Origin of the sequence: Actinoalloteichus caeruleus DSM 43889, assembly GCF_000429185.2 — a bacterium.
Classification (GTDB): domain Bacteria; phylum Actinomycetota; class Actinomycetes; order Mycobacteriales; family Pseudonocardiaceae; genus Actinoalloteichus_B; species Actinoalloteichus_B caeruleus.
The window spans coordinates 2,656,005-2,668,679 of record NZ_AUBJ02000001.1; the positions used below are offsets into that span (position 1 = coordinate 2,656,005).

Below are 12,675 nucleotides of genomic sequence, written 5' to 3' on the forward strand. Positions count from 1 at the left end.
ACAGCGGACGACCGCTGGGATGCTCCGACCCACGGGTGAGGAGCAGCCGCAGGTCCGAGTACGATTTGCAGCGAACCCCCCGGGTCTGATGTCAAACCTCGGGTTCGCTGCAAAACAGCCACGAAAAACGCCTCGCGGACAGCCTCCACCTGCGCCTTTACTCTCGGGTCCTCATCGCCCCTAAGAGGGGTCACAACGGCTTGGGCTCCTCCTGCTGGTCTCCCTTCTCCTTGTCCTCATCGCCCCTAAGAGGGGTCACAACGTGCGGGGGCTTCCTGCTGTGCGTGGCAGGTCAGAGTCCTCATCGCCCCTAAGAGGGGTCACAATCCGATGCGCTTGTGCCAGCTGTCTTCCGCACCGCGTGGTGGCCTTCATCGCGCCTCGTCGGGGGCCGACCAGGCGTAGCGGCGTCCAGGGGCCAAGCCGTGACGGCCTGAACGGTCAGCGGACGTCCGAGCGAGGAAACCCAGCGCGGGAAGGGTGTTGGCCAGCAGACGTGAGGCATCCGCTCTTCATGCTCGCTTCCGGTTCGGGCGCGGACAGTGGTACTCCGCGCCCGAACCCACGGCAGGCGCCTGACGCGGGACGGCGTTGCGTCGGCGGTCAGCGGTGCCCGGAGGTCAGCGGCGGATCCACCCGAAACCGCCGGAGTTGCGGGCACCGAGGCCCCAGGCCCAGAGGGCCCGGAGGGAGTCGGGCTCGCCGTGCACCCGCACGCTCACGGTGGCGCCGGCCTGGCGGCCACGCCCGATGGCGAAGGACCTCTTCGGTCCGGTGGGAGTGACCTCGCTGAGCTTGATGTCGGAGTCGAGCTTCAGCGTGTCGAGTTTGCGTCGCAGGTTGTGGAGCAGCGCCTCGGCGAAGCCCTCCTCGTAGGGCAGGACGTTGGGCAGCGATGGCCGCCGTCCGACCTCACCGCCGGCGGTTCGCGGGGAGTTCGGCGGCAGCAGCCGCAGGACCACCGGTGTCTCGGTGGCGAAGTCGGCCACCCCGGCATCGAACGCGGGCGGGGCGAGGAGGTCCGCGCCCTCGATGCGCAACGCGGTCCCTCCCCAGTCGAGCACCTTCCGCCGCGTCAGCTCCTCGTGCCACGACTCGGCGAGTCCCGGCAGCGGGCTTCCGAGTTCGAGATATCCGAGGCCCCGAACGGCGTAGGTCCGCGGCACCCGGGGCGCGTTCGGGAAGACGGGCGCTCCGTGGCCGGCCGGCATGGGAGCGTTCGAGTCGTGCAGCCGGGCACCGAGTTCCGGCGCCGTCGCCGCGAGCAGGTGGTAGATGAGCCCTCGGCCGGGCCTCAGCACCTGGTCCCAGGGGATGCGCGTGGCCTGGCTGCTGACTTGGAGTCGGACCCTCATGAGGTGGCGTCCATTGCCGAAGGGTGGTCGAAGTCGAGGAAGGTGACCGGGGCCGCACCGGAGATCTCGAAGAAGTCCACGGTGAGGGTGTCCAGGAGGGCGTGCCCGGCGTGGCGAGGTGATCGCAGCCGGGCTGGCCGGCGCTGGACCGTCACCGGTTCGCCGGCACCTCCGCCGGCGACGTTCTCGCGCACGTTTAGCAGGCCGACGTAGGCGTGGTCGTCGTCGAACCTGAGCCGTGCGTAGTGGCTCCCGTCGTGGTGCCGCGCCCAGAGGTGGGTGGCGATCGGTGGCGCGGCCGGGGCCTTGCCGAGATGGATGCCGTCCAGGTCGATCCACAGGCACACGTGCTCCGTCAGGAGCTCGCGAGCCTGAGCCCACGGCAGTCGTCCCCGTCCGTCGAGCAAACCCGTGAGCTGGTTGTTCACGATGCGCTCCGCTCGCTCGTCGCGGTGGCGTGGAGCACGCCACTGGTGGTGAGGGTCTGGACCGCCTCGGCGCGCAGTGCCTCGACGGCCCCCGCGTCGTGGGTGAGTCGGAGCGTGCCCAGCCCTCGGGTAGTGGCGGTTCCGACGCCGAGCAGCCCGTCGTGGATGTCGAGGCAGGCCAGGGTGAGAAGGGCGGTGACGGCCGGCGGCACGGGACCCAGGGCGTCGACGGTCAGGTCGAGGGTGCCAGAGCGGACCACCTGGCGGCAGTAGAGCGCGGAGGGACGGGCTCCACCGAAGACGCGGTCGAGGGCGACGTGCCGTTGCTCGACGACCTCCGCCCCGACGACCGGGGAGTCCCGGAAGACCAGCAGGCCACGACGGCTCGCACCGTCTCCGGGAGCCGCCGCGCCGAAGGCGCGGCAGACCAGGCAGGTCCCGCAGGAGGGTCGCTTCGTGTCGAGGTCGACGACCGGGGAGCAGGCGGCTGCCCCCAGCGAGCGGAGGATGTACTCACAGCGCGAACGCAGGAGTCCCTTCCAGGTGCTGCCGGGCACGACGGGTGCGCCGTCGGGGGCGCGGAGGAGGAGCGCGACGTCGTTCTGCCCGCCCCTGCTCTCGACCTCGCCGTTACCGATGTGCAGACCGTCCACGACGGACCAGGGGAGGTGGAGCACCGGCTCAGGAGGTTCGGGTGTTCGTAGCGGCACGACCTCCGTGTGCTCCTCGGCGAACAGGTCGAGCCCGCCCCGGGTCAGCCACGCTCGCCGCCCCGACGGGGTGTCGAGGTCGAGCTGGCCGCGCCGGATCTCCTCGATTGCGCACGTCCCGTGGCCGATCGTGCGGCCGCCGCCGATCGTGGCCTGCCAGCTGAGGAGCGCGTCGATCAGTTCGTCGCCGAGGTCGACGTCGTCCAGGCGGAAGTAGGCGGTGACGCGTGTCCCGGCGGGTAGGTGTTCGGACCGCCGGAGTGGTCCCGCCGCCGCCGCGCCGCGCTCCCGGTCGATCGCGGTACGCGTCCGGTGCACCGTCTCGTCGTGGTCGACGCGGGTGCCCAACAACCACAGCGCCGACGGGTGCGGGGACTCCTCGGTCGCGCCACCGAGGAACGTCTCGGCCCGGTCGCCGAGATGGGCGCGCAGCGAACCGGCGAGGGAGGTGGCGGGAACCCTGGGAATTCCTTCGGCCGTGCGGGCCAACGGGAGGGCGGTGCCGAGCAGGAGACCGTCGTCGTCCTGCTGGAGGAGTTCTGGTGCGGCGATGCCCCCTGGTGAGGTGAGTCGCAGCCGGACCGAGACGAACAGCCGTGCGGTCATCGGTTACCTCCTCGCAGCTGGATCTCCAGTGCGGCGACGACCTCGGGGATCCACGATTGTTTGCTGCGCATCAAGCCGTCCAACAACTTTCGCCGGTGTTCGTCGAGGGCGTGGAACACCGGCCGTCCGAGGATGTGGTCGACCGAGGGAGCCTTGTCACTGTGCGACGCGAAGTGGTAAAGGCGCAACTCCTTGAGGATTCGCCGGCCGTGCCCGGTCCTGACCAGCATGGCGGCGAAGGCCGCGGCCTTCGCCCTCGACGATCCGTCGGCGTGGTCCTCCGCCGTGACGGGCGGCGGCTGCCACCGGTCCAACTCGATCCACCCGAGCCCTTCGGCCCGCCGTAACCCCACCCCGTGCTCCAGCAGCCTGGTCAGGTCAGTCGGGTCCGGATCGTCCGACAGTTCCAGGACGTAGGTGGAACCGGCGGTGACGGCGTGCTCCTCCGACTTCGGCAGGTCGGTGGCCGAGTGCCAGCCGGTCAGCCGCTCTCGCCGGACCCAGTGCCGGGTGATCTCGACGTCGACCCCCAGCAGCTCGCGCAGCACGGACAGGTCCGGGACGTCGCTGGGCCGACCGGCGGCGTCGACGAACACCCCGGGGGAGACCAGCCGCAGGACCAGTCGGCGCCCGGTGGCGGTGGGCGGGGCGGCGGTCCCCGGAGTGGCCTCGTACCGCACGAGCCCCGAGGTGCTGCGGCCACCACCGAGCAGCAGGGGTCGGCTCGCCGACAACCAGGAGGTCTCGGTGTCCCTGGTCAGTATCGTGCCGAGGAAGCGCCGTGGCGTGCCGCCGTCGCGGTGGTTCAGGGCCTCGCGGGTGAACAGTGCGCCGTCGCGTGCGGTGCCGTCCGGGTTCAGCGCCACGCGGGTGCGGTGCACGACGGGGTCGTCCGCGCCGACGAACTCGACTTCTCCCCGGCCCGCACGCAGCGGCCCGTCGCACTCCGGGCAGTCGGTTCCCTCCTCGTCCCACGCCGTGTCGACGACGACGTCGGCGCAGGCTGCCTCACTGAGGTAGGAGCAGCGCAGTACCGAGAGCGGCACCACGGAGGATCCCTCCGCGAACAGCGGGGAGAACCGCACGCCGCGCTCGAAGGTGTCCCGCAGCTGGTTCCGGAGGTCCGGGTCCCCCGCTGGCTCGCCGTGTTCGGCGATCCACGCCGCCGCCAGGGCTCCGCGCAACACCGATCCCGGGACGTGCCGGTGGGTCCGGGTCAGGTTGCCGACACTCTCCCCCACCCCGAGGGACAGCGGTTGTTCAGCGGTGAGCATCACCTCAAGCATGCGTTCCTCCCGGCCGTGCGGCGCGAAGCGCCTCGAACTCCTCCAGCAGGGCATCGTCGATGGCCCCGTCCCTCGGGCGGAGGCTGACCCAGCCCAGCCCCCGTCGCCGGTCTCCGCCGAGGTTGTGCACCCCGGCGGCGGCACAGGCGAGCACGATCTGGTGCCGTCGACGCGCGTCGGCGTCCAGCGGGCGGATCGGGAGCAGGGAGAAGCTGGCACTGGGGCACCACACCTCGTCGGACAGGAACAACCCGCCCTCGCGCGCGGTGTTCGTGACGGGGTCGATGGCGATGCGCGCGCGGTGGACCACGACGGGGTCGATGGTGAACGCCACGGGACCCCAGTGCCACGGCGCGGCCCGGTGCTGTCCGCCGGACGCACCGAAGACCTCGGCGACCAGGTCCGGGCGGGTGGGCAGCAGCAGTTCGGCGGAGGCACGCATGACCCCCTTGAGCGAGCTCGGGGGGAGGAGGTCGTCGGGATCGACGGTCTCCGCCACCCCGAGGTGCGGGGTGCCGGTACCGACGCGGAAGGGGCCGTGGAAGGTGATGTCGATGTCCATCACCACCACCTCGCGATCCGCAGTGCGGTGTCCAGGCCCAGTCGCGTCGGTGAGTCGCCATCCATGCCGGCGGGGGTGTGCTCCGCCTCGCGTGCGGGATCCGAGCCGCGCCGTGGGAGGAACGGCGTCCCCGCCGTGACGCCGACTCGGCGGCTGTGCGCGAGGGCCGCCTCGGGGCCGCCGTCGGCGAGCGCCAACGCGAGGTTCTCCCGGAACGAACGCGGCGCCCTGGCGAGTTCGGTCAACTCGTCCTGCCTCTGCTTGAGTTCGTGGAGGGGGACCACGCTGCCCTCGTCGTGGCGCCCTTCGGTGGTGAGGTCGTGGAAGCACAGCCACGAGGAGCGACCAGCGCCGGCCCGTTTGCCGCGGGCGAGGGCGCTTTCGGCCAGCGCGACGATGGTGGTGAAGGACTCGTCGTGCCGGGCGAAGACCATCGCGGCGGACATGGTGGGAGCGGAGATCTCGACCTCCAGGTCCAGCCCCCGCACCAAGCGCGACATCCGCTCGTTGAAGCCGGCGAGCAGGGCGCGGGCGAACTGCCAGGCGTGGTCGGCGGGAACACTCACCAGGACGTCGTCGCCGCCGAGCACGTGCAGGATCAGCGGCAGCGACCGGCCGGGGATTCCCCGAACCGACATGGTGGCCTCGGCGAGTGCCTCGAAGGTGGCCTTCGACAGTTCCAGAGCCAGCTTGTCCCGGGTCAGGTGGGCGTTTTCCGGGGCACGCAGCCGTTCGGCCGGGATGTTGGCGAGCTGGCGGAAGAAGGCGCCGATCCGGTTGCCGTCCGCGTGGATGACCGCGATCCGCGTTTCACGCCGCCCCATGCCAGCCAGCGCCTCGAACCCCCCGTTGACGGGTTCGCGGTTCAGACGACTCGCGAGTCTGCGTTCCCCGGTGCGGCTGGCCGACAGCGACCGCCACGATTCCCGCTCCACGCAGTCGGCGCACACGTTCCGCTCGGCGTCGTCGAGGGTGGCCGTGGTGACTGCGGGGTCGATGCCGCACAGTCGGCAGAGCGCGGCGAGGGGCAGCTCTGCCACGGTGGGCAGGTCCACCCGGCTGCGGCCGCTCAGGATCGTGGGTCGCATCTGCTCGGCGTAGGCGGTGACGTAGTCGAGGTCGGTGGCCCAGACGACCTGGAACTCGGCCCCGGGCAACCGTCGCCGGAGCGCGCGCAGCACGACGGCGGAGACACGGTCGACGTCGTCAGGCGAGTCCAGTTCGAGGCTGACGACACCATCGATCTCACCTGCCTCCGCATTGAGCCAGGCTCCGGTCCCGGCCAGCGCCTCGGCGGCCACCGACCGCATGTCGACGAGTGCGGCGCTGGCCGTCCGCCGACCTCGAAGGGTGGGCGTTCGCGCGAGGTAGCGCTGGATGCGCACCGCGGCGATGTCCAGGTAGGTGCGCATCAACGGCCCTTCCCTTTCTGGGCCTGCCGCCCCTTCTTGCCCTGGTTCCCCGCGCCCTGATGACGCTGGCCACCTGTGGAGGGCTTCCGCTGCTGCCCCTTGCCCTGTGACGGCAGGGTCGTACGGCGTGCTCGGGGAACGAACTGGGCCTCGGCGGGTGCGGTGATGTCGGGGAGGACGGTCAGCGGCATCGCCTCCTTCCTCGTGGCGACACCACGCGACTCCTGCCAGAACTCGAAATCCGGTTCCAGGTCGTCCGGGTGCAATTGGCCCGACCGGAGGTCGCCCTTCGTCGGGTAGTAGACGTAGCGTGGGTCGACGTGGTCCAGGGTCAACGCGGACGTCAGCATCGGCCACACACCGCGCACCCCCGGGTCCGTGGCCTCGACGAACGCGGCTATGGCGTCGGCGACCGCGACGGTGGAGGCGGTCTCGCCGAGGTATCTGCCGCGCGCCGTGTGCGTGGTGAGGGTGAGGACCTCGCCAGTGCAGCTGCCCAGGCCCAGCGGACGGGCGTGGCCCACGCCGAAACCGATGCGCTTGGCCTGGTCGGCGACCTCCAGCACGAGGGCCGGGTCGAGTGAGGCGAGCAGACCGCCGAGTTCGGCCAGGTCGAGGTTCTCGAAGGAGACGGTGATCCGGAAACGCGCGCCCGGCTCCAGGCACCGGCCCCGGACTGACTCCTTCCCGAATGCTCCCGATTTGGCCGCCGGCATCGTCTCGGTGGGTAGCCGGAAGTAGGGGCGGCTGGTGTAGTCCTGGGTCAGCCAGTAATGCTTCCGGCCACGGAACTGCCTAAGACCCCGACCATCCTCGTCGTTGTCCAGGCGGGAGCCCCACTCACGGAGCGCGAGCTCCCCCTCCGGCGCGTGCTGCCCCTTGCCCCTCGGGTCCAGATAGGCCTGCCCGGCACCGGGACGCGGAGTGCTCAACATCGGGAAGCGCCGGACCTTCTGCCGGACCTCGTTCAGGGGAAGTCCGTCGGAGAACCGCAGGTGGCCCCGGTAGGAGCGCTGCCGGGCGCGGTACTCCGCACGCTCGGTGTCGCCTGTGCCCGCCTCGGGTTCGGTCTCGCTGGCGTCGACGGAACCGAAGACTCGGCAGGTGGGACACAGATGACCAGCATCGGAGCAGGCCAACAGTTCAGGAGGCACCCGGTCGCCCGCCGCGCCAGAACCCGGGTGGCGCCAGATCGCGGACGCGGCGAAGTCGAGGATGTCCGCGTTCCGCCGCCGTACCCACAACACCTGGCCGGGGTAGGCGGACCGCCCCACCGCGTGTCGGTACCCGACGAGACGCTGCTGGCCGGTAGGACCGGAGAACCGCACCTCCCGCTCCCGGTCGGCGGTGGCCTCGCCCTGCTCCCGCGCGTCACGGCGTGCCTGCCGCAGGTCGTCGGTGTCCTCGACCAGCCGGAGGAACCGCTGCCAGGCGTCGTGGGCATTGTCCTCGAGCGCGTGCTCCTTCTTGCCGAGCAGGCCAGCGGCCACGTAGTACCGGTGGGACACGTCCCGCGCGGCGGCGTCGGTGACCAGGAGAACCCAGTCGGTCCCCGGTTCGACGTCCCCGAGAGCCTTGATGACCCGGCGTCCCCGAGCGCTACTCCCCCTCGAGTTCCGAGCGGAATCGGTGAGGCTGACCGTGGCGCCCGTGACGACCTTCTCCGCGCCACCCAACACGTCAGCCAGCACCGTCGATTCGATCCACACCACCTCGTCGCAGAGCCGGAGCTTCCTGGGGCAGCCGTGCCGCACATCCGAGACCTGGGCCAGGGTCCAGCCTTCCCGGGCGCCGGCAGCGGTGGAATGGGCGTTGGCAACCTCGTCGCGGTAGGTGGGCACGAAGTCCGAGTCGAAGACGCGGAGGCACCCACCGACCAGGTTCTCGTGCAGGTTGCGCACCACTCCCGCCACCGTCGATCCCGGAATGAACGGTGTCCACTCGCCGGTGTCGGGGTCGCGCCTGTTGGGGAAGACCGCGACGTCGTTCTCGACCTCACCGGTCGCCAGGTGCAACGGGCTGTGGTTCGTCCAGACGGCCTCGACGTGCCCGGAGTACCTTTCGCACCCCTCATCGGAGGAACCGAGGAGGGCATGACCCGCCGGCCGCCGACGGAACGTTTCCGGGTCGACCCGCGCGAACGGCACGAAGGTGTAAGGGTTGATGACGCTGGGAATCGTACTCGCCTCCCTTCGAGACAGTGGAACATGTCGAGGACACGACGGGCCGGTGTGCCTGCGCGGCGCGAGGAGAGCGTGCCTCACACCGGATTCCTGAGCGGGTTCCGCCGACGCCGGGTCAGCGCCTCATCGTGGTAAGTGGATTCGGCGTCCACGCCGAATCCACTTATCGACACAGGCCGAGCACAGACTGGGCGCGTCATCCGAGGAAGAATTTTCCCGGCTACCAGCGAACCGGACAGCACGCGAGCCGAGCGGTGGCGCGTTTTCGCCCGTTCCGAACTCGCCGCGCAGCCGAGGGGACTCCTGGAGTGTTCGGGATATCTTCCCGCAAGCCGTCACCGAGCGGCCACATCCCCAGTTCGGACAGGACCAGCTCCGCGACCGAGATCAGTGACTGATTTTCTTGACGCTTTCCATCGTGGTCATGTTTTCACACATCACGACACCCACCCCCTGGAACGGGCCTACTGGATCGACCGCGTCGAGCCCCCCTGAGCTGACGCGACCAGGCAACCCTACCGGATGGGCGAATTCGGGTCGGTCATCGGGTTCCACGGCGAGAATAATTGCGTCGGCAATATCCCGACGACCACTTCGGAGCCGTTCTGATATCGCTGCGGCACGGCCCACGCCTGGCCCTGGAACCCTTCCGAGCCGGGACCGCGCGGCACGTGGGCCTCCGGTCGACCTGCCCGGTTTCCCGTTCCTCCAGATGACCATCGAGTCACGGAAATCGCCTTCCGAAATGAGATCCTCGGGACAGCGGCGGCGGGGAAGCACAATCTCACACCCCGGATCCCACCCCTTACCCAGGACCCACTCACCAGGAACATCCTCCCGCTTCTGCGTGCACCGACTTCCGGTACCGTGATTCTCGCCGCGTCCCGCGTGGTACCGCACCCACTCGGCCCCGCACGGGAACCCGAATCCCTCTCTGGCCTGGGCCACACCGCTCTGCCCGCCACCACACGGAACGAGCTTCCACACTCACTGGCGGAACTTCCGGGGACGGCAGGAGGGAAAGAGCGTGACAAGGATCGACGGCGGAGGATTCGTCGATCGGTCGGCTCACGACATGCTGGAACCAACTGCCCAGATGGAGGGCTTCGGTGACGAATTCAGGAACGACGAGGTTGGCTGGGCTGGACGTGGTCGGCTCCCCCGGTGGCCTTGACAGCACGACCGGGCGCTGGGCCGTGGTGGCCGACGGCACGGCACCGATCGCGGTGGGAAGCGTGGTCGCGGGCGGGTTCGGCGTTGAGCTCGCCAAATCCTTCATGGCGGACGAACCCGGGGGGCGGTGGTGGTTCGCCCTCGCGCTCGCCGGGGGACTGGGGCTCATCACCCTGGGGTGGTGGCTGCGGAGCCGGGCCCGCCGCCAGGTGCGGATTGGCATCACCGCCACCGCCCGCGATCCCCGCCGAGGCCTGATCGAGGCCGACCGACTGGAGCAACAGGCGGAACGCTTCAGCCAGAGCACGTGCACGGTGACCATGAAGACCAACGTCGAGTTGCCAGCCGACAGCCTCTGGGACCAGCCCCGGGTCGAAGCGCTCGCCGACGAGACGATGACAGCGATCAGGATGGCGGAGAACCTCACTCCGGACGCCACCCGGATCAACCTGATCCCCACCATGCCGCTGCACGTCGCCTTCTGGTTCGGTGCCCGGCTCGGGCAAACGCACGCTCGCGAGATCGTGGTGCACGCGATCCGGCAGAGCGATGGTGCCGTTCCCTACTTCCCGGCGACGACGCTGCGCACGATCGATGATGGCCCCGGGATCACACCGTTGACCGTCGAACAGTCGCAGTCGATCGAAGGCGGCGACCCGACCAGGGCCGCTCTCGCCCTGGACCTCCAGGGACGGGGGAAGGACTTCTCCACGCACGTGAAGGAGGCGTGCCGCCGCGACGGGATCGGTCACCTCCTGATCCTCGGGCACGACTCCAAGAGGTTGCCTGAGGACCGCGCCACCTACACGGGCGTGGTGGAGCAGGTCTGCCGTGTATGGCAGGACGATGCGCCTGACAAGGCGCGCACCGGGGAGTACGCGATTTTCCTCAGCGGCCCCGTGGCCATCGGGGTGGCTCTCGGAGCCCGGCTGGCCGCGCAGAGTCGAGGCCGCTGGACCGCCTACACCTTCGACAAGGACAACAACACCTACGAGCCGTTCCCGTTCCGCCCCCTCGCCGCCCACTAAACCGAGTAGGACCGGAAGTACCGGCCCGGCCACGGCGGCCGGGCCGATGCCCCGAATGCGCGCTCACGAAGGCGGTGCACCGACCGACGACAGTCCCAGCTCTCCGGCTCCCCGACCCTTCCCTCCGCGACTTCCTTACGGCGCCCAGTGCAGGACGACCTTCCCGACCGGCAACCCGCCCGATACACCGACGGGGTTCCACCGCCTCCACGAGACGCCGTCCACCCGACCCGCTCCCCGCCGCATGCTGACCCTCGGCGCCTCCGCCTACCACTCGCACTCTCCGCGATACCGTGTCTCCGCACCGTGCACACCGACCATCTCAGGCCCACCGTTCGACCAGGCACCACAGCGCCCGGCACGTCTTCCTCCGCACGCGAGCCAGCTTTCGAGAAGGCCCCTACGACAGCGCGGAGAGACAACGGACCCCGCTGGGATGCCCCGACCACGGGCGAGGCGCAGCCGCAGGTCCGCGTACCATTTTCAGCGAACCCCCCGGGTCTGATGTCAAACCTCGGGTTCGCTGCAAAACAGCCACGAAAAACCGCTCGTGGACAGCCTCCCACCTGCGGCTTTACTCTCGGGTCCTCATCGCCCCTAAGAGGGGTCACAACGCGAGCTCGGCCCACCGGTCAGCGTTGGCGGGTGACGTCCTCATCGCCCCTAAGAGGGGTCACAACCCCCGTCCACGTCGAGCAGGCGGGGCGCCGCCCACGGGTCCTCATCGCCCCTAAGAGGGGTCACAACCCTGGTACTCCAACGAGGCTGCTGGCGAGGATTGGTCCTCATCGCCCCTAAGAGGGGTCACAACCGCTGGACGCCTGCACGCACGACGGCATCCCCGCCGGGTCCTCATCGCCCCTGAGAGGGGTCACGACGTGCCTCGGCGTGGAGGCGTCACCACGGGGTACCGCCCAGGCTCGCTGGCCCGCTGTCGACGACGATCAGCTTGTCACCCAGGAAGCCGTCCACGTCTGGGCCCAGCCACGACTCGCCTGGTCGAGCACGGTGGAACCTGAAGGTTCCGTTCGTGCTGTTCGCTCCCACGATGCAGCGCACCGCGACGGGCTCGGGCAGCGCACGGACAAGCCGCACGACCTCCAGGGCGAAGCCCAACCCGTGCCGCGACATCCGCACCTGGTCCGCCTCGCTGATCACCGGCTCGCCGTCCTCCAGGCATCCGACATCGACGGGAACCACGTCATCCAGGTGGATCTCGTTCGTCGCGCACTCCCATGCGGTCAGATCCTCGGTAGCGGCGTGGGGTGCGTGAGCACGGGTCGCGCGTCGGGCGAAGACCAGGGCCGGGCCGGCCCGCACGATGCCCTCGTCCAGCACCTCGCGCAGCTCGGGAGCCAACTCCGCCACTGGGGTCGCGCCCGCCAGGCCTCCCGGCTCCAGGGCGCGGACCGCCACCTCGTTCATCCGGATGTTGAGCACGGAGCAGAGCCTGCCAGGGACACGCCGAAGGACGCACGCGAAGACCGGCCTGCTGCTGACCGGCACCGGATGCGCGCGATGACCTTCCCCCTCCCCGTGGGCCACGCCTGGGTCGCCTACGCGCCAGGACGTCGAAGCCGGAAGGGGACGGCCTCCTTCGAGGGAGCCATCCGCTGTCGCGCCAGGCCTGGTCCCGCTCGTTCCAGCCAGGTCCCGAACGCCATCGCCGACCGTCCTTCGACGATGGCGAGCGGGCACCGGACCGGTGACCGGGTGCGGTCGATGATGATGGTGACGCCCGTGTCGCCGCTTCGCGTGTGCCGACGGCGGTGTTCGTCGACCCCTGAGAACGGCCACCCGTCGCGGCGAGCCGAGGCCTCGATCAGGATTAGCCTGCCCTCCTGCGGTGGCATGGTGTCGGCGGCGGTGTGCCAGAACCCCCAACTCCCGACGACGCGGTCAGGGGCGGGTGCTGACGGGCGACCCGGACCA

At 70.1% G+C, this 12,675-nt stretch carries 9 protein-coding genes and 1 CRISPR repeat array; of the genes, 1 reads left to right on the forward strand and 8 read right to left on the reverse strand.

The annotated features are described in order from the left end of the window. Positions 1–620: 620 nt before the first annotated feature. From G443_RS09675 to G443_RS09705, 7 genes are read right to left on the reverse strand one after another with little or no spacing between them, the layout of a single operon-like run. Positions 621–1,355, reverse strand: a complete 735-nt coding sequence (locus G443_RS09675; protein ID WP_026418404.1) for a CRISPR-associated endoribonuclease Cas6 — start codon at positions 1,353–1,355, stop codon at positions 621–623. After that, on the reverse strand, positions 1,352–1,783 hold the full coding sequence (locus G443_RS09680; RefSeq protein WP_026418403.1) for a hypothetical protein: 432 nt from the start codon (positions 1,781–1,783) through the stop codon (positions 1,352–1,354). Before G443_RS09680 ends, G443_RS09675 begins: the two co-directional genes overlap by 4 nt. Further along, positions 1,780–3,099 (reverse strand): RAMP superfamily CRISPR-associated protein, encoded by a 1,320-nt coding sequence (locus G443_RS09685; protein WP_026418402.1) that lies wholly within the window; start codon positions 3,097–3,099, stop codon positions 1,780–1,782. The genes G443_RS09680 and G443_RS09685 overlap by 4 nt, the downstream gene beginning before the upstream one ends. Continuing rightward, on the reverse strand, positions 3,096–4,385 hold the full coding sequence (locus G443_RS09690; protein ID WP_026418401.1) for a type III-B CRISPR module-associated Cmr3 family protein: 1,290 nt from the start codon (positions 4,383–4,385) through the stop codon (positions 3,096–3,098). Before G443_RS09690 ends, G443_RS09685 begins: the two co-directional genes overlap by 4 nt. Then, positions 4,378–4,947, reverse strand: a complete 570-nt coding sequence (locus G443_RS09695; protein ID WP_026418400.1) for an RAMP superfamily CRISPR-associated protein — start codon at positions 4,945–4,947, stop codon at positions 4,378–4,380. The genes G443_RS09690 and G443_RS09695 overlap by 8 nt, the downstream gene beginning before the upstream one ends. After that, positions 4,947–6,359 carry a Cas10/Cmr2 second palm domain-containing protein gene (locus G443_RS09700; RefSeq protein ID WP_026418399.1) on the reverse strand — a complete coding sequence of 471 codons (1,413 nt, stop codon included), beginning with the start codon at positions 6,357–6,359 and terminating at the stop codon, positions 4,947–4,949. Before G443_RS09700 ends, G443_RS09695 begins: the two co-directional genes overlap by 1 nt. Further along, positions 6,359–8,374, reverse strand: a complete 2,016-nt coding sequence (locus G443_RS09705) for an RAMP superfamily CRISPR-associated protein (RefSeq protein WP_162147294.1) — start codon at positions 8,372–8,374, stop codon at positions 6,359–6,361. Before G443_RS09705 ends, G443_RS09700 begins: the two co-directional genes overlap by 1 nt. A gap of 1,277 nt (positions 8,375–9,651) precedes the next feature. Here G443_RS09705 and G443_RS09710 point away from each other — a divergent pair. Then, complete coding sequence (locus G443_RS09710) at positions 9,652–10,743, forward strand: SAVED domain-containing protein (RefSeq protein WP_245588750.1); 1,092 nt, start codon at positions 9,652–9,654, stop codon at positions 10,741–10,743. 584 nt (positions 10,744–11,327) lie between these two features. Next, positions 11,328–11,621: a CRISPR direct-repeat array (repeat unit 30 nt; unit sequence GTCCTCATCGCCCCTAAGAGGGGTCACAAC). 19 nt (positions 11,622–11,640) lie between these two features. Here G443_RS09710 and G443_RS09715 read toward each other — a convergent pair. Further along, positions 11,641–12,183 (reverse strand): PM0498 family protein, encoded by a 543-nt coding sequence (locus tag G443_RS09715; protein ID WP_245588749.1) that lies wholly within the window; start codon positions 12,181–12,183, stop codon positions 11,641–11,643. Positions 12,184–12,675: the final 492 nt, after the last annotated feature.

Bases quoted from the DNA above. Each gene is read 5' to 3' on its own strand.
- G443_RS09675 (WP_026418404.1), bottom strand. From the start codon at position 1,355: ATGAGGGTCCGACTCCAAGTCAGCAGCCAGGCCACGCGCATCCCCTGG.
- G443_RS09685 (WP_026418402.1), bottom strand. From the start codon at position 3,099: ATGACCGCACGGCTGTTCGTCTCGGTCCGGCTGCGACTCACCTCACCA.
- G443_RS09690 (WP_026418401.1), bottom strand. From the start codon at position 4,385: ATGCTTGAGGTGATGCTCACCGCTGAACAACCGCTGTCCCTCGGGGTG.
- G443_RS09695 (WP_026418400.1), bottom strand. From the start codon at position 4,947: ATGGACATCGACATCACCTTCCACGGCCCCTTCCGCGTCGGTACCGGC.
- G443_RS09700 (WP_026418399.1), bottom strand. From the start codon at position 6,359: ATGCGCACCTACCTGGACATCGCCGCGGTGCGCATCCAGCGCTACCTC.